Source organism: Okeania sp. SIO2C2 (genome assembly GCF_010692625.1).
GTDB classification, from domain to species: domain Bacteria; phylum Cyanobacteriota; class Cyanobacteriia; order Cyanobacteriales; family Microcoleaceae; genus Okeania; species Okeania hirsuta.
Genome location: NZ_JAAHGM010000011.1, coordinates 271,978 through 288,150, shown reverse-complemented (window position 1 = coordinate 288,150; position 16,173 = coordinate 271,978). Strand labels below are relative to the sequence as shown.

Here is a 16,173-nt window from a genome sequence, read left to right as displayed (position 1 = left end):
AATGCAAGTGCGGGCATCTTGCCCGCTTCGGGGTGTACCTCACGCTTAGTGTAATCTGCTGTATTTTGGAACTATTTTAATTAAAAGTATGACAAATCAAATTTCATCCTTAGCTACTCTTGATTTAACCATCATCAAACAAGAACTACTCGATTTGTTATGTAATTTAGCTTATCGCGAAGGAGATTTTGTCTTATCTTCTGGACAACGTAGCTCCTATTACATAAACGGTAAATACGTTACTCTTCATCCCCAAGGTGCTTTAGCAATTGGACGGTTATTATTATCCATGTTACCTGAAGATACTCAAGGTGTAGCAGGTTTAACTTTAGGTGCAGATCCAATAGTTACTGCTGTTAGTGTCGTCTCAGCTTATGAAAATCGTCCAATACCAGCTTTAATTATCCGAAAACAAGCTAAAGGACATGGCACAATGGCTTATATAGAAGGACCTTCACTAGAAGCTAATGCCAGAGTAGTTGTTTTGGAAGATGTTGTTACAACTGGAGCTTCAGCAATGCTAGCTGTTAATCGACTGCGAGAAGCAAGCTATCAAGTCGAGCGGGTTTTTGCCCTTGTAGATAGGGAGCAAGGAGGTCGAGAACTTTATCAAAAAGAAGGTCTTCAGTTTGAGTCAATATTTACTATATCAGAGCTACAAGAAAATCTGAAAAATATTAGCCAGAAAAATGACGACTAAAGCAGATTATACAAATTCAGAATGGGAGTTATTGTTGCAAGCAATTACTTTAGTTTCGATGATAATTATTACCTCTGAATTTACACTTTTTTCGGCTGTTAAAGAAGTATTTACTTTTAACAAAGAAATTAAGCACGCTAAGTTAAATTATCAGGATAATCAACTGGTTCATAATTTGTTGGTAGATATTGCAGAAAAAACAACTCGAATAAATGAGATAGAAAATGCAGTAAATTTTACAGAATTTCTGGAAGATGCACAAGAAAAAATAAAAGCTGCAGTAGCGATCGCTCATCTTAAAGCGACTCCGAAAGAAGCTCAAGAATACAAAGAATTTCTCTATGAAATAGCGACTCAAATAGCTAATGCTTCTGGAGAAGGAATATTTGGTACAGGACCTAAAATTAGTCAACAAGAAGCTATAGTTTTAGAAAGACTTAAAATGCTTCTTGAACTGGATTGATTTAATTAAATTAGTTCCTGTGCAAAATGATTTGTATTCTTGATAACTCAACTATATTTCCTGTTCACAACCCCTGTGTTTCCTACTTCTGCTAAATTAATCTTCTCTCCATTCTTCCCGACCAATTAAGTCAACAATATTGTCTATTTACCCCTATCAATTTGTTTGTTCGCCGATGGAGGTGCCTCAAAAGTAGTTTAGTCGGGTAGATTGTGGTTTGCCGGAATCTGGTTTTGTTTTTGCCTGTTTTAACCGTCACTATAGAACCCATTTGAGATCTATTTAAAAAGAGATGGGGAGATGGGGAGATGGAAGCAAATTTCAACCTGCTTGGTGCACTACCTGGTGCGCTATCGGGCGGTGAGTGCAGTACGCCCTTCGGGTTCCCAAGGGGCTGTGGGCCTCAGCAGGTTCTGCCCGATAGATGCCGCGCCGAATTGAAGCAACTGCCGTACGCAAAGCGTTTCTGTTAGCGTAGCTCCTCCGGAGGAGGAAAGAGATACCCGAAAGACCCGGGGTATCATCCGCTTTTGGCCCTATTCTAGTTCCTGAATCTCCTGACTTCATCACCGACTGAGTTCTGAGAACGGCAGCCAAAAGCACATACCCCGTGCAAAGATACGATCGGGGGTTCTATAGAACTGCTAAATTTAATAATTCTTCATAAATCAACAAGTAAAGAATTTTAACTTCCCTGGCGGGAAGTCCCGCGCTCTCCCGTTGGCGGAGCAAGTGCGGCAGCTATTAGGGGAGCGGAGGGATGGGAAAGCTAAGGCCAAGAGTCGGATACCTCCACAAATAAAACCTTCCTATACCCTTGACAAGCTAGGAGGTATGCATGTTATTATCAACGTCAACACAAGGGGAGGACATCACCTCACACGAAACAGCGGTTATTTTTTTCATGACTGAAGAATCCTGCGTTGTCGCGCTATGCGCAACGTCGGGAGTATGTCAATATACAACTTTCCTGAATGATGAGGTATTATTTAGGATAAACCTCTTTACCCTACAGTAGGGTGTGTTTTCGGCTGTTGCTGACATGAAACGCTGCGCGACATGAAAAGCGTTTCGCTGCGCATTCATGTCACGCAGCATTCCGTAGGAAAGCGAAACGCACCGAAATATTTGGAATAGGCTAGATAGACGGTGCGTTACATTTCATTAACGCACCCTACTGGGCTTTTTGATTACCCTCGATCCAATCCCAAAAAAGTGCTATAGTAAAAGACTAAGCTAGGGGTGCCTAGATATTAGGCTGAGAAATACCCTTAGAACCTGAGACTGGTTAATACCAGCGGAGGGAAGCTGTTTATTAAAGGAATGAATATATGCGGACAGAATGGATCGCCAAGCGTAGTGGACACAAAAATGTCTCTCAAATGCACTATGCTCGTCAGGGAATCATCACTGAAGAAATGGACTTTGTGGCCCAACGAGAAAATCTCCCTGCTGAGTTAATCCGCGAAGAAGTAGCAAGGGGACGGATGATTATCCCTGCTAATATTAATCACACTAATTTAGAACCAATGTGTATTGGCATTGCTTCTAGGTGTAAAGTTAATGCTAATATTGGTGCCTCTCCCAACACTTCCGACATTGAGAAGGAAGTTGATAAACTGAAACTGTCTATTAAATACGGTGCAGATACCGTTATGGACTTATCCACAGGTGGCGGTAACTTGGACGAAATTAGAACTGCCATTATCAACGCTTCACCAGTTCCTATCGGTACAGTACCAGTTTACCAGGCAGTAGAAAGTGTTCATGGCAGAATTGAAAATTTAACTGCTGACGACTTTCTTCATGTTATTGAAAAGCACGCTCAACAAGGGGTAGACTATCAAACTATCCATGCCGGAATTTTAATCGAGCATCTACCTCTAGTCAGAAGTCGTATCACTGGTATAGTTTCCCGTGGCGGTGGAATTATTGCTAAGTGGATGCTACACCACCATAAACAAAATCCTCTTTATACTCACTTTGATGACATCATTGAAATATTCAAAAAATATGATGTTTCTTTCAGTTTAGGGGACTCTTTACGACCTGGTTGTACTCACGACGCTTCTGATGAAGCGCAATTGGCAGAATTAAAAACATTAGGTCAATTAACTCGCCGTGCTTGGGAACATGATGTCCAAGTTATGGTAGAGGGTCCAGGCCATGTACCCATGGATCAAATTGAATTTAATGTTAAGAAACAAATGGAAGAGTGTTCGGAAGCACCTTTCTATGTTTTGGGTCCATTAGTCACAGATATTGCTCCTGGTTATGACCATATTACTTCTGCTATTGGCGCGGCAATGGCAGGTTGGTATGGTACAGCGATGTTGTGTTATGTTACTCCGAAAGAACATTTAGGTTTGCCTGATGCTGAGGATGTGCGAAATGGGTTAATTGCTTATAAAATTTCTGCCCATGCTGCGGATATTGCTCGTCATCGTCAGGGAGCAAGAGATAGGGATGATGAACTTTCTGCTGCTCGTTATAATTTTGATTGGAACCGTCAATTTGAGTTATCTTTAGACCCAGATCGAGCTAAGGAATATCACGACGAAACTTTGCCTGCGGATATTTATAAAACTGCTGAATTTTGTTCTATGTGCGGACCAAAATTCTGTCCGATGCAGACTAAGGTTGATGCTGATGCTTTGACAGAATTAGAGAAGTTTTTGGCTCAAGAAAAAGAACCTGTAACTCAAAGTTAATAGCTATTTGGCTAATCTATTTTAACTTGTCCTAACCTGAATGCGTAGTGCTATATCTTCTATGAATCCACAGTTTTCGGATTGAAATACACGCTCTGATCAACACAGAGACTGTTTGACATTTTCAAAGTTAGAACAAGTTTTAGAACTGGGAAACCATAGATCGGCGATGATTAGTTGAGAACCATATAGTTTACACTTGTACTCTAGCTGTCTACGAAACTCATAAAATTCCATATCTACTATAGCTTTAGCTAACTTCTGCTATAGCTTTAGCTAACTATAGAACCCATTTGGTATCTTTGCGGTGCGTAAAAATTTTTGAGTTACTCAAAGGTTCTTACTTAGAGGCAATACAGGAAAAAGTGGATGCGATCCCGCGCCCTTCGGTTATCTCTTTCCTCCGGAGGAGGAGCTACGCTAACAGAGACAATTTGCGTACCGCAGTTGCGTGACTTTTGGCGGGGTGCCTATCGGGCGGACGCAGGTTCCGCCCACAGCCCCTTGGGAACCCGCAGGGCGCACTGCACTCACCGCCCGATAGCGCACCAGGTAGCGCACCAATCAGGTTGAAAAATACTCGCTCCACACCTCCATCACCCCATGCTGACAAGGGTAGATTTTTCATCACCCTCGGGTATGGGGCGCGAGTGTAGTCCGAAAGGAGAATACAGCTCTTGCGTGAAGTTGGCAGCGTCGGGTCAGACCAGACCCTGTACTCCCCACACTCCCCATACTCCCCCTGTATTTCTAAATAGGATTTGCGCTCAAAAGCCTGAAAATGGTTGACTTGTTATTCAAAGAAAGCTGATCATAATCAAAATTTATCATTATTAATTCAACTATAAGTTGAAATGATTAAATAGACCGCAAAAACAGTTTTTGGAGCAAAAAAGTACAAAAAAAGAGAAAAAGCCTCTTCCGGTGAGGGTGGAAAGGTTAATTACTAGAAAAGTAATTGCGATCGCGCAGCGGAACGGAGTTCTATCGCAGTTGTGGAAGTTTCAGAAAGTTTAGCCATCACTTTTCCGAGACTAAATCCTCTTTTTGCTTGCCCAAATTTACCCTCAACATGGTTCCGTAATCTTTCATCTAACTGAGCTTGTTTCTTCGTTTGTTTATCAATAGAGTTGTCGCTAAATAGAGGGAAAAAATCGCTCCAAACTAGACAGAGCAATCATTCCAAGGCTTTTTAGTCTCCAATAGCTAGAATCCTTATAGAACAAGGTTTTTGGGGATTTTTTAAGTTATAAAGCGACAAGTCTAATATTTTTGGGTGGTCTCCCCAAGGGAGGACTGCCTTGTCTGTACATGGTGTGTGCAGTTATAGATACCTGGAATAAGAGTGTATTTTAGCTCAAAATCAAGTACAATTTCCAATCAAAAATGCCTTAAATCTTTACTATGTAAATTTTTGAGATTTATTCAGCAAACCCTAAATAGAACCAATTTGGAATCTATAGAACTTTGGTTTACTCTGCTGATGGTAGAGAAAAAATAGCAAAGGATATTAAATTTCGGCGTTGGTAAATCAAGAGATGAAACTTTCAGACTAATCCCCTTCTGACTAACTCTAAATGTTTAACTAGATTAAGTAATGGGTATCACCCCTGCGAGAAAATCATCTTATATCATGTTCCCCCTCCGGGGGAGCTACGCTAACGGACGGGTCAGTTATAAATAAAATTTAAGAACTGACAGTACCGAAGAAATACTGAAATTATCTTTACTTTTGTTCCTTCCTTCTTTCTTCCCTCCTGACTTCTGAGGACTGAGGACTGACTCCTCGCATTGTCTCCATCCTAAATCTTATATAGCTGTTGACAATTTCCGATTCTTTACCAAACCAGAAACGTTTAAATCTTCCAAAATAATTGTTTGGTTTTCACGAATTATTTCAGTAGATAACTTATGTAGGAAATCCGTTCTAGTATCTTTAAGTTTGGGATGAAATTTAGCTATTCTCAGCCTAGCTTTTTCGTAATTGCTTCCTGCTACCTCCGTTTCAGTCACCGCTGGCTTTACAGTTTAATTGTTAATAAACGAATTTGATATTAGACATTACGAAAATAAATAAGCCTTTGATTTAACCATTAAAAAAATTGGTAACGAATAATTAATATTTAATAAAATAATTAAAATATAAGAGTAATATCAATTATTTCCCTAAACCTCACAATTTTCAAATTTTGATCCGCTGTTCCCTGTTCCCTACTACTTTTTTTACTATTTGTGGGTAAAGAGGGTTTGATGGTTGGAGAAAAATTTTTAATTTAAACTCTAACAAAAGACAGTTCTACCTATATTTAAAGTTTTTAATTCTTTGTTTTTTAGATTATTTATACACATAAGTGGTATAGATAGTCTAAAATAGATCGATGGTGCTAACACTGAACTAGGTAACTCAATTTACCCATGCTTCACCAGCCAAAACATCAAGATATTAGACTTTTTCTTTGGACTAATCTTGCTGACTCTTTTGACTGGCATATATAGCACAAAACGTAATTTTTGTCAACCTCCCACCTCGCCGTATCAATGAAGCTAGGATTAGGAGCATAGGAATAGCACTGTGGCTCATACATTTATACTAGAATCAGGCCAATGGACAATAGAAGGAAATTGGCTAGAGCGTAATGGAATGTTAATTACTGTTAAGGGTAAGACTATTGTTACATGGGACCGTACAGATTGGTTCTCTATGGTGACAAAACTGATATTTCCCAGTCAAGACCGTGAGGACATTATCTTACAATACAGAGGACGTCTCGACAGTGACGAACGACACTATACGTTTCTTCTTCAGCATAGCGAACTAGGAAAAATAGAAGGAGAAGGATGGCTGGGCATTAATTCAATTATTCAGCGCTATTGGGTACTGGGAAATGATGTCCAACGTCGTAGTGGCTTTGAAACTTTACTACGCTTAGACCAAGAGCGATATTATTTTACTGGCGGGATTTTAAGTGGTGTTTCTTTGAATAGTGCTATGGAGGCAACTATAGAGCGTCAACCAGACTAATTAATAAACAATTATTAATATTTTTTAGTATTCTTGAGTATTCTTAATTTTTGAGTTAGTCACTCAATGATGTTTTTAATACTTGTAATAATTGCAAATTGATAGCAATACACTTAAATAATGTCAAATAATATATATTAATATTAAATAATCAATCGCCTAAAGTTGTTGTTAACTAAACTTCTTAGCTCATAAAATCTTAGTTTTAAGTTTTGAGTTGAGTGAAACAGTATTAGTTGACGCCCCACGATCCCCAACTCTCTTTCATTAGTTTGAAACTGAGTGAGAGAAAGAGGTCGTCCCTAAGACAACTTCCGTTTTAGTCAAAATCAGGGTTAGATTCTAATCCCCACTTATGTTTTAAAAATTGTTGGTAAAGAGTTTCCCTCATCAACATCTGTTCATATAATTGAACCAAGCAATCTTGAGCCTGTTGTAAACTCATCTGGCGTACCTGAGTCTCAAAAGACCGAACACTAAATTGCTTTTCCAGTGGCATTTCCATCGGTTGGTCCATAGTTTTACTCCATATTCATAGTAACAACTATTCACTGAGCCTACTTCAGAGTAAAATCAGTAAATTTAGATACAAAAAATTTATCTGGATTGCTCCAAATATGCCTTGTTAGATTCAGCGATCGCCATACATTTTCTACAACTGCGAGAATAAATATGAATATCGCATCATGTTACAAAATATAACAAATATTTGACAAAACTGCCATCATTTTTCTCGTATCACAGATATAAAAAGAGCAAATATTGAGAATTTTCTTCTGCCTTAAAGAAATCCTAGATAACAGTCAAGAGTAAAGATGCTCATTTTGAACAAATTTCTGATGAGTAGACAATTTCTCAAAAGTCTTAAGCAGAAATTTAAACAAGTGGAGTTCTCTTAAGGTTTATTTCACAAAGAGGGGATCAAATCTAAAAATAAGTAGTATGCTGAAACAAGTAACTATTACGACTAGCATTATTAAAAATGTTTTATAAAAAATCTAAGTACAACTTATTGGCCATAGCTATAATACTCAGCTTCGTCAGCACTACTTCAGCTGATGCTTCGACTCTCAAACCAAGAGCAAAACAAACCCAATTAGCGAACACAACAATTATTGCCCTTGAAGTAGAAGCCAAAGAAGAATTCGATCGTGGGGTGAAACTCTACAAGGAAGGAGACCTGACATCAGCAGAAGCAGCATTCCGCAAAGCTATTGAATTAGATTCAGAATTTGCAGAAGCTTATGCTAATCTGGGCAGTCTTCTAGCCAATCAAAATAATTTGTCAGAAGCAATTTCCCAATTTGAAAATGCTGTTCGCCTCAAACCAGACTTAGCAGTGCTTCATTATCAACTAGGGGTAGCATTGTATTTGGAAAATAAACGACCTGAAGCATTAGTATCTCTCACTAAAGCCAGAGACTTATTAAAAGAACAAGGTAAAGGAGAAGATGCAGAAAAAATCGAGAAAGCAATACAAAGAATTCAAGCAGAATCTTAAGAGAAAAGCACAACTCAAGATAGGGGCATTACATAGACGAGTAGCTAACATCCGCAAACATGCACTTCATAAATTAACAACATATTTAGCTAAAAACCACAGAGTTGTTGTTATAGAAGATTCTAACCTCAGCGGTATGTTAGCCAACCATAATCCACCCCCATCCCCTCCCAGGAGGGGAGCTAGAGGGGTGGGTGCAGACCAGGGATTTTATGAGTTTAGGCGACAGCTTGAATATAAAACTCAGTGGTACGGTTGTGAGCTAGTGGTAGTTGATAGATTTTTTCCATCGTCAAAGATTTGCAGTAGGTGCGGTCATGTTCAAGATATGCCCTTATTCTATGATTTATATCATGTCCGGTTAAACAGTGATAAATAAATAACTAGGGAGTCCTCAGGAGTCAGTCCTCAGGAGTCAGGAGGAAAGAGGGAAGAAAGAAGAACAACTGGAGTTGAAGGAGAAAGTTTTTTTATAACTAATTATCCGGACATGATATTATTTATAAATGAGGAATAGATATATGTTGAAAATTGTTATTGCTCGTCCAGGAGAAAACTGAGTTATGAGACAAATTACCCTAACCCCCGAACAAGAAAAATTTTTAGAAAGATTATTGAAGACTGGCAGATATAATACATTTCAAGAGACGATCGCTAGAGTATTTCAGTTATTAGAAAAAGAAACTCACCTGTCTCAAAAATAAATATAGGGAAGTTCCATGGAACCTCCCTAATAAAGGTAAAGATTTGTCTCTACTACTTGAAAGATGTTACCTTCTTACCTAATTTGGAAATTATCCTCAGTAATAGTGGGCGCACCATCAAGGATAGCAAACTGAGTAGAATCATCACTTGTATTGTAGAACAGACCGCCAGATGCTTCACTGTAAACAATGAAAGCATCAGAGCTACTGACAGCAGCATTATTGTTAACAATTTCAAAATCACTATCAACACTGAAACCAATTCCCGCAGCACTATCAAGCTCAGTAAAGGTTGAGCGATCTAGAAGAATTCGATCGCCTTGGTTTCCATCTTCATCTGGTCTGAGGTCTGGTTGGAAATCAGTGATAGTATCAACACCAAAATCATCGGAGTCGAATGCTTGATTACTATTGAAGATAAAGAGGTCAATACTTGCACCACCAGTTAAAGTATCGTCGCCAGCACCACCATTGATTCGATCGCGACCTTGACCACCATTCAACACATCATTACCATCACCACCAAATAGGTGATCGTTGTCTTGACGACCTTGAAGTACATCGTTACCATCCTGACCATACAGGGAGTCACTGCCACGACTACCAATAATTTCGTCGTCACCAACACCACCTACTAAGGTATCTGCGCCATTCAATCCCACAATAGTATCGTCACCATTGCCACCATTGAGACGCTCTGCTTCAGGAGTACCTAAAATTTCCATACCTTCAGTATCTGTATCTTCAATAACGATTTGAGCTACTTGATTTTCTGGATCTACCTCATAACCATCTCCTGGTTGCAACTCAATGGTTGTAGTTTCATCATCTTCATCTTCACCATCAAAAATAGTTGTCCAGGTAACGGTTGCTGTAGTTGCCCCTGCATCAATAGTAATTGCTGAACGTGCCAGTTCATCATCAACTGGGTCGAGAGATTCGAGGTTAGAAGCATTAGTTAACTCAGGAGGAAATTCTATATCGCCGGGAGCATTATCTGAATTTGTTTCTGACCAAACTACCCGTAAACCTCCTTCTGGAGCAGGTACATCTAAGTCGAAAGTTAAAGAGTATTGCTCTTCATTTTCATTAACAGTGTCAGGTTCAACGTCAATACTGACTGTAGGAATAGAAACTCCTATTCCTGGTGCTAAGTCTAGAGGTTCATCTAGGTCTATCTGAATAATCTCGTTATTATCAATATCCGGTCCCCGACCAATGGAGAAAGGATAGTTGTTGTCGTTGGCAACCAGAATAGTGTCTTTATCAAGAACTAACACATCCTCAATGGTAACAAAGGGGAAGTCAAAAGTAGTGTCACCATCTCCGTTGAGGTCGTTGGGGTCGTCAATATTTAGTAAGTCTACAACTTCCTCTTTCTCAACAAAACCTTCATCATCAACTACAGAAATGTCAATCTTAAAGATTTTCTTGAATTCAGCTGCATCTCCTTGACGACCATCCCTTTCAATGACTAAAAATTCGTCGTTATTGATGGGAGTAAAATCACCAATGGCATGACCTGGTACATCGGTAGGATAGAAACCAATTAGATCGGTGAAAGAGCTAGACTCAGGATCGAACTCATAGATCCGGAGGGCATTATCTGGATCGCCAACAACTGCACCCTCTAATAAAGGATAGAAAGTTTCGCGATCGGGGCTGAATGCTAGACCTTCATAACCACGGGAAGTCCGTATATTTGGTTCATCAATAAATTGCTCTACAACTATGCTGCCAGTAGCAGGGAAGTCAGTAAAGAAACCATCTGCACCAATTTCGATGAGTTGTTCAAATTCTTCTCCAGGAGTTTGAGGTGTACCATCAGGGTTGAGAGTAAGGAAACGCTCTTCATCACGCAAAGTGTAGGGGTGAACCTGCAAACCTGCATCATGTGCCCAATCTATTAGTGGTAATACCTCCCCAGTTAATTGAGTGGTAATTTCCGCATTACCGTCACCGTCACCATCAACGGGTGTATCTATATCATCCCGGAGCAAGAAACTGTTTTTCCAAGGTCCTAAACCTTCAGCGTAAGTGCCAATAAGTTCAATGACTTCCGCGTTTGCTAGGTCGGCGTAGGTGGGAACACTAGAGAAGTCAATTAGGTCAGCTAGGTTGCCGTAGATAGCACGAGTATTAGCAGTTTCTAGGAGAGGTTGTAGCCTTTCAGGATTAAAGGAAATATCAGCCTGAGTTGCTCCTATAGGTTCAATCCCAGTAACTTTAACTATCATGTCGTCAAAGTCTTGATTGGAATTAGCAAAGGGCAACTCTTCGGCAGCAATGATGAATTCGTTTTCAACTTCGGAATAAATAGCAAACTGAGGATCGCTCTCTGGATTCAGAGCATTGTTAGTTGAAAAGGTGTAACTTTCGGCTCCTAATCCGGTAGGATCGCCAATGGGCAAGCTGTTTATTAGGCAAAAGTGAACTTGCTGACTAAAGTTATTGGCAACTTCATCACCATTAATAGCAACTACACCTGCCTCGCTAATAGTAACTTCGATGGACTTAGGTGCGCTGTCTGGACCAGCAAATAGAACGACAGTGTTATCGGGATTGGTGGCATCCTGTAGAATAAATTGGTTAGTATCTTGGAGGTTGCCAAACTGATCGAGTATCTCTTGAGGTGCTCCAGGTCCTGGATTTTTCTCAGCTAGAAGGGTTACGGTAAAAGCACTACCAGTGAAGGTGGCATAGTTGACCTGATCTGTGATTGCATCAATACCAGTGGGTTCAAACTCCTCGGCATTAGCAACGAAGTCGAAAGGTACTGAGAACCCGCCACCACCTTCGTTGATGAAGGCATCTTCAATGTCACCAAATAACTGAACTAGCTTTAGGTCTTCCAGACCTTGAGCAGGTAATATTTCGTTGCGCAGCTCAAGTAGGTTTTGAATTTCAAAGGACTGAATGAAAATACGGTTGGGGTTGGTGAAACCTGTATTTTGCAGAGTTTGAATTAGAGGTTCTTCTAAAGATAAGTTCTGCTCGTCGAAGAATGTAGGGTGTTTGGTTTCAGGATAGATACCAACTTCAAACCCAAACTCTTCCATTTCTCGTACTAACTCAATAACTTCCTCGAAAGTGGGAATTTCAAACTCACCATTGAAAGATTGGTCGCGGAAGTCACGAGATTGAACGGCACGCAGTTGTTTGATTTCTGCAAGAGTAAAGTCTTCAGCAAAGTAATCAGTAACTGCTTCACCGTCAAGAATTTTGGTAGTTTGACGATCTGGGAATACTTCAGCAACGTTGGTGGTGTCGCCTAGCATTGGTTCGTGACGGGCAATGAGAACACCATCGGAAGTAATTACGAGGTCTGGTTCAACGAAGTCCGCACCTTGAACAATAGCTAAACGATATGCTTCTAAGGTATGCTCTGGGAAGTCACCACTTGCACCCCGGTGTCCGATAACTATTGGTGCGCTGCCGTCGAGAGTATTAAAATCATTGAGGTTAGGATTTTGGGGCGCTCGTACTTCGTCGGCAACAATAGCATCCCGAACGGGAACTCCTGTGCGTGCGAAGTCGGTAAAGAAACCATCTGCACCAATTTCGATGAGTTGCTCGAATTCTGCTTCGGGAGTTTGAGGTGTACCGTCTTCGGTCAGAGTCAGGAAACGTTCTTCATCCCGCAAAGTGTAGGGGTGAACCTGTAAACCTGCATCGTGTGCATCCTCAATAAAGGAAGTAATTTCTCCTGTTAACTGAGACCTGATTTCTGCTTCTCCGTCTCCGTTTGCATCGACTGGAGTATCCAGAGATTCCCGCAACAGAATGTTATTCTTCCAAGGTCCTGCACCTTCTGCGTAAAGGTTGCCAATAACTTCTAGAAATTCTGCACTGTCGAGGTCTGCATAAACTGTATTTTCAGAGAGAGGAACTTCTACTGCATCTATGAATTCTTCACCGTAAATATCTACTAAGTTGTTACCTTCAGCGACATTAAAACGGATATCGAAGGGGAAGGAGAACCCAGCTTCAGGATTAGCTCCTTCAGTAGTATTTCCATATAGTTGAACTAAAGGAATATCTCCAAGTTCTGCATTGTCTAACTGTTCTTGTAAGTCAATTAAGTTAGCAAATTCAAAGGACTGGATGAAAATACGATCAGGGTCGGTAAAATCTGTATCTTGCAGGGTTTGAATTAAGGGTTCTTCTAAAGATAAACCCTGTTCATCGAAGAATGTGGGGTGTTTGGTTTCTGGATATATACCAACTTCAACACCTGTTTCTGCTTCTACTCTTTGAACAAGTTCGATGATTTCTTCTAATGTCGGAATCTCAAATAACCCATCAAAGTTAATGTCTCGGTAGTCACGAGATTGAACGGCGCGTAGTTGTTTGATTTCTTCGAGGGTAAAGTCTTCAGCAAAATAACCAGTTGTTTCTACACCATCAAGCAACTTAGTGCTTTGGCGTTCCGGACCGAATACTTCAGCAACGTTAGTGGTATCATCTAGCAGTGGTTCGTGCCTGGCAATGAGAAAACCATCGGAAGTAGTTACAAGATCGGGTTCAATGAAGTCTGCACCAGCGGCGATCGCCGCTTCATAAGCTGCTAAAGTATGTTCTGGTAAATCTCCACTTGCACCTCTGTGGGCAATAACCAGAGGGTCTTGACCGTTAAGGGTATTGAGTTCTATCGGGTTTGGTGTAGCAATAGGAGCTTCTAATAAAATTCCCATACTATCGAAGTGTAGGATATAAGGCCCAAATTCATCTCCGATCCAAATATCTCCATCATTATCTATAACAAAAGATTCAATATCAAAGTCTGCTCCAGTTAAGAGGCGATCGCTTGTATCTTCATTGACAATATCAAAGGGTATGAGATTATTAGGGTCTGCTAGTTGAATAAAATCTTGAATTTCAACGCTAGTATCACCATCTTCTGCTCCAGCAAAGTCGGGGTCAACTTGATATAGTCTGAGCAAATAATCTGCACTATTTCCTTGAGAACCGAAACCGTTATCAGAGAGAAACCAATAAGTACTGCCATCTTCGCTACCAGGAGCAAATTGAACGCCACTAAATCCTTGTACTGGTTGACTATCGAATGGTGTTTCTCGATTATCTGTATTAATGAAGTTCCCTGATGGGGGACCTGCTGCAAATGTGTCTGCTGGTAATACAGCAAAGCCTTTTAATTCTGCCATTTGATACTCCTCTCACCTGAAAATTTACATTGATGTTTTAGATTGATTTTCTATTTGGAAATTTGATAAAAAATAGAAAGATTTTATCTAAGGCATGAAAATAAAGTCAAGAAATATGCCTCGTAGTTGATTTTTAGGAATCAATCTAAATCAAAATGTCTGAACAAGCTGAAATGTCTATTTGACTCTTTCAACTTTTCTCTATAAATAAATTGGAAATTTTTACTAATTCCCATGACATCTTATTGGGTGAACATTAAATAAATATTTCCAGGAGGTTAAGAAAAGATTTATTTTCGGTTAAATAAATAAAAAAATAGTTTTTTTACAGAAAAGAGGAAATATTTTATCTATATTTTTTAGGCTACAAAAAGAAAACAGGACGTACACAAAAGACGAAGTTATACATCATTTGTAGTGGGTTAATACCAATTTGATAAATATTTGCTACATTTTCTGAAGCGGGGGAGTAGGGGAGTGGGGGAGTGGGGGAGTGGGGGAGAATTAAACATAAGAATAATTAACAATAACTGGCGTGCTAATTATCAATAAAATTGTTAGCCAGTTATTGTTAATCACTTAATAATTGAAGTGTCACTTAAGTATAGGATTCTTTTTTTAAATTGGTATAACGGCCGTTAACTCCTACCATAAGTGATGGTTATAGGTAAGTCCTGAAAAAGTTTAGTATAGGTATTTCAGCAAAATTAATTGTGTATGAACTTCTCTGTATGTAACGTTTAGAGAGGAAATTATAGCAATGAGCGCTGGTATATTTACAAATTGCAGGAGAGGCCAAATAGCTAAAAGTCTTATATTATTCCTTCGGAATGCTGCGCAAACGGCAATTTATTCCCCCTTCCGGAGCTGTTGCCAGATGAGCTGTTGCCTGCGCACAGCGCTATATATACAAATTTTTTGGCACTACTACTTAACTGAGTTATAAAAATTAAGTTAGTCGCTTAACATCAAAATTTTTTTGCTAATTTTCATGGAAATACTAAATAATTTTGGTGAACTGAAAAATGACTAACTTGATAAATATTGTTTTTTTGTAAATCAAGAAAAATTAGTATTTTAGGTTAATTTATATCAACCTACTGCCATGGTAGGAAATGTTGTAATGTCTGACTATAGAAATTTGCACCTCAGCTATCAGTCTAATTTTTTCTCTGTGGAAAAACGTAGAGATAACTTAACTTTTAGCGTCAGCATTCAGCCATTAGCAGTAAGCTATTTCTTTGGAAGGTTACACAAACAGCAATTAATAATGAATAATTACTTGTAAGGTTGGGGAAGGAGACTTTGGCAGTAACTTTTTATTCTTTCTCAATTTCAAGGGTTGCTTTTACCTTTCCCAACATTAATAGCTGATAGCTGACGGCTGAATGCTTAACTTTTAGCACTTCGCTTTCTACTGATAATAAGGGCAAAACACAGTTTTATATTTTAACTTATTGCCATCAATTAATAAGTATTAAAAGTCACAATTTTGAATCAAATATTTGAAATTATTAGTAAATACATTTTGCTTTGAAGAAGGAAGAAAGAAAAAGTGGATGAGGACTCAAATCCCAAGCAATTTTAAAAACCGTATAGATGGCGGAGTATTAAACCAAAAAGAAAAAGATAAAAATATGGAAATCTTTATTGCTAGAATAAAATTAAACTATTATAAATCCTCTTTTTCTAAAAGCGCAGCGCCAAAAAAAATGCTTACTCAAAAAAAATTCCTAAACCACTATGGTTATACCAATTAACTTTAAGAATTTCACAAATAGTTTCAAACTTTAAATGTTAAATAATTGCCTGAAACTATTGTATTGTCAAAGTTTTTAGTCATCTCAAATCTAACTTCTGACTTCTAACTTCTAACTTCTGACTTCTGACTTCCGTTTCCCTGATTC

12 protein-coding genes, 1 pseudogene and 1 riboswitch are annotated in these 16,173 nt (G+C 39.1%); of the genes and pseudogenes, 8 read left to right on the top strand and 5 right to left on the bottom strand.

Features of this window, described 5'->3' with window-relative positions; all coding sequences use genetic code 11:
• Nucleotides 1-88 precede the first annotated feature (88 nt).
• From pyrE to thiC, 3 genes are all read left to right on the top strand, one after another.
• Nucleotides 89-700, top strand: coding sequence for an orotate phosphoribosyltransferase (gene pyrE, locus F6K18_RS12050; protein ID WP_287521068.1), 612 nt, complete (start codon nt 89-91; stop codon nt 698-700).
• Nucleotides 690-1,163, top strand: coding sequence for a hypothetical protein (locus F6K18_RS12045; RefSeq protein WP_287521067.1), 474 nt, complete (start codon nt 690-692; stop codon nt 1,161-1,163). Before pyrE ends, F6K18_RS12045 begins: the two co-directional genes overlap by 11 nt.
• Before the next feature lie 1,228 nt (nt 1,164-2,391).
• Nucleotides 2,392-2,486: riboswitch (TPP riboswitch) on the top strand.
• A gap of 8 nt (nt 2,487-2,494) precedes the next feature.
• On the top strand, nt 2,495-3,874 hold the full coding sequence (gene thiC / locus F6K18_RS12040; protein WP_287521065.1) for a phosphomethylpyrimidine synthase: 1,380 nt from the start codon (nt 2,495-2,497) through the stop codon (nt 3,872-3,874).
• A gap of 99 nt (nt 3,875-3,973) precedes the next feature.
• Here thiC and F6K18_RS12035 read toward each other — a convergent pair whose 3' ends face one another.
• The 3 genes and pseudogenes from F6K18_RS12035 to F6K18_RS12025 all read right to left on the bottom strand — a co-directional run bounded on the left by F6K18_RS12035 (nt 3,974) and on the right by F6K18_RS12025 (nt 5,887).
• Nucleotides 3,974-4,111, bottom strand: coding sequence for a zinc ribbon domain-containing protein (locus F6K18_RS12035; protein ID WP_375341316.1), 138 nt, complete (start codon nt 4,109-4,111; stop codon nt 3,974-3,976).
• A 653-nt stretch (nt 4,112-4,764) separates the two neighbouring features.
• Nucleotides 4,765-5,003: pseudogene (locus tag F6K18_RS12030) on the bottom strand (transposase); the annotation flags it as partial.
• 680 nt (nt 5,004-5,683) lie between these two features.
• Nucleotides 5,684-5,887 carry a transposase gene (locus F6K18_RS12025; RefSeq protein WP_287521064.1) on the bottom strand — a complete coding sequence of 68 codons (204 nt, stop codon included), beginning with the start codon at nt 5,885-5,887 and terminating at the stop codon, nt 5,684-5,686.
• 559 nt (nt 5,888-6,446) lie between these two features.
• Between F6K18_RS12025 and F6K18_RS12020 the strand changes: the two genes are divergently transcribed.
• A complete protein-coding gene (locus F6K18_RS12020) occupies nt 6,447-6,896 on the top strand; it encodes a hypothetical protein (RefSeq protein WP_287521063.1) in 450 nt (149 codons plus the stop codon).
• A 319-nt stretch (nt 6,897-7,215) separates the two neighbouring features.
• Here the strand turns inward: F6K18_RS12020 and F6K18_RS12015 are convergent, their stop codons facing one another.
• Nucleotides 7,216-7,413 (bottom strand): NblA/ycf18 family protein, encoded by a 198-nt coding sequence (locus F6K18_RS12015; protein WP_124144533.1) that lies wholly within the window; start codon nt 7,411-7,413, stop codon nt 7,216-7,218.
• Between the two features lie 465 nt (nt 7,414-7,878).
• On the opposite strand from F6K18_RS12015, the gene F6K18_RS12010 reads away from it, so the two are divergent.
• From F6K18_RS12010 to F6K18_RS12000, 3 genes are all read left to right on the top strand, one after another.
• Nucleotides 7,879-8,397 carry a tetratricopeptide repeat protein gene (locus F6K18_RS12010; RefSeq protein ID WP_124144534.1) on the top strand — a complete coding sequence of 173 codons (519 nt, stop codon included), beginning with the start codon at nt 7,879-7,881 and terminating at the stop codon, nt 8,395-8,397.
• Entirely contained in the window at nt 8,348-8,776 is a 429-nt protein-coding gene (locus tag F6K18_RS12005; protein WP_287521062.1) for an RNA-guided endonuclease TnpB family protein, read from the top strand. Before F6K18_RS12010 ends, F6K18_RS12005 begins: the two co-directional genes overlap by 50 nt.
• A 184-nt stretch (nt 8,777-8,960) precedes the next feature.
• Nucleotides 8,961-9,101 carry a hypothetical protein gene (locus tag F6K18_RS12000; protein WP_287521060.1) on the top strand — a complete coding sequence of 47 codons (141 nt, stop codon included), beginning with the start codon at nt 8,961-8,963 and terminating at the stop codon, nt 9,099-9,101.
• Nucleotides 9,102-9,175: 74 nt separating this feature from the next.
• Here the strand turns inward: F6K18_RS12000 and F6K18_RS11995 are convergent, their stop codons facing one another.
• Complete coding sequence (locus F6K18_RS11995; protein WP_287521058.1) at nt 9,176-14,266, bottom strand: glycerophosphodiester phosphodiesterase family protein; 5,091 nt, start codon at nt 14,264-14,266, stop codon at nt 9,176-9,178.
• A 1,505-nt stretch (nt 14,267-15,771) separates the two neighbouring features.
• On the opposite strand from F6K18_RS11995, the gene F6K18_RS11990 reads away from it, so the two are divergent.
• Entirely contained in the window at nt 15,772-16,026 is a 255-nt protein-coding gene (locus F6K18_RS11990) for a hypothetical protein (RefSeq protein ID WP_287521056.1), read from the top strand.
• Nucleotides 16,027-16,173: the final 147 nt, after the last annotated feature.

What these genes read in the sequence shown, in the direction of transcription:
- pyrE (WP_287521068.1), top strand. Translation starts at nt 89, where the DNA reads ATGACAAATCAAATTTCATCCTTAGCTACTCTTGATTTAACCATCATC.
- thiC (WP_287521065.1), top strand. Translation starts at nt 2,495, where the DNA reads ATGCGGACAGAATGGATCGCCAAGCGTAGTGGACACAAAAATGTCTCT.
- F6K18_RS12000 (WP_287521060.1), top strand. Translation starts at nt 8,961, where the DNA reads ATGAGACAAATTACCCTAACCCCCGAACAAGAAAAATTTTTAGAAAGA.
- F6K18_RS12045 (WP_287521067.1), top strand. Translation starts at nt 690, where the DNA reads ATGACGACTAAAGCAGATTATACAAATTCAGAATGGGAGTTATTGTTG.
- F6K18_RS12005 (WP_287521062.1), top strand. Translation starts at nt 8,348, where the DNA reads ATGCAGAAAAAATCGAGAAAGCAATACAAAGAATTCAAGCAGAATCTT.
- F6K18_RS12010 (WP_124144534.1), top strand. Translation starts at nt 7,879, where the DNA reads ATGTTTTATAAAAAATCTAAGTACAACTTATTGGCCATAGCTATAATA.
- F6K18_RS12015 (WP_124144533.1), bottom strand. Translation starts at nt 7,413, where the DNA reads ATGGACCAACCGATGGAAATGCCACTGGAAAAGCAATTTAGTGTTCGG.
- F6K18_RS11995 (WP_287521058.1), bottom strand. Translation starts at nt 14,266, where the DNA reads ATGGCAGAATTAAAAGGCTTTGCTGTATTACCAGCAGACACATTTGCA.
- F6K18_RS12035 (WP_375341316.1), bottom strand. Translation starts at nt 4,111, where the DNA reads ATGGAATTTTATGAGTTTCGTAGACAGCTAGAGTACAAGTGTAAACTA.